Source organism: Burkholderia sp. SIMBA_062, assembly GCF_046534765.1.
GTDB classification, from domain to species: domain Bacteria; phylum Pseudomonadota; class Gammaproteobacteria; order Burkholderiales; family Burkholderiaceae; genus Burkholderia; species Burkholderia ambifaria.
The window spans coordinates 1-241 of sequence record NZ_JAWRYD010000553.1 but is presented as its reverse complement, the minus strand read 5'-3'; the positions used below and the strand labels follow the sequence as shown (position 1 = coordinate 241).

Genomic DNA, 241 nt, shown 5'->3' with positions numbered 1-241 from the left:
CCTGCGAATGGTCGCGAGCTGATCGCCGACCGGCCGCGGCAATACGGCAATGCCCAAACCGCGGCCGCACATCTGGGCCTGGACATTCCGGTTATTCGATTGCAATACCACGCCCGCGTTCGGAAAGCGCGCTTTCAGCCAGTCGATGTCGGGGAAGCTGCCGGTCGACGTATCCATCGCGATCAGGCGGTGGCCGGCGCCGTCGCCTTCGACCGGATCGGCATGCGCGGCCGCCACGTAG

General features: G+C 66.4%; 1 pseudogene. It reads right to left on the bottom strand.

Annotation, left to right across the window (positions count from 1 at the left end):
- Positions 1–241: pseudogene (locus tag SB786_RS37420) on the bottom strand (LysR family transcriptional regulator); the annotation flags it as partial.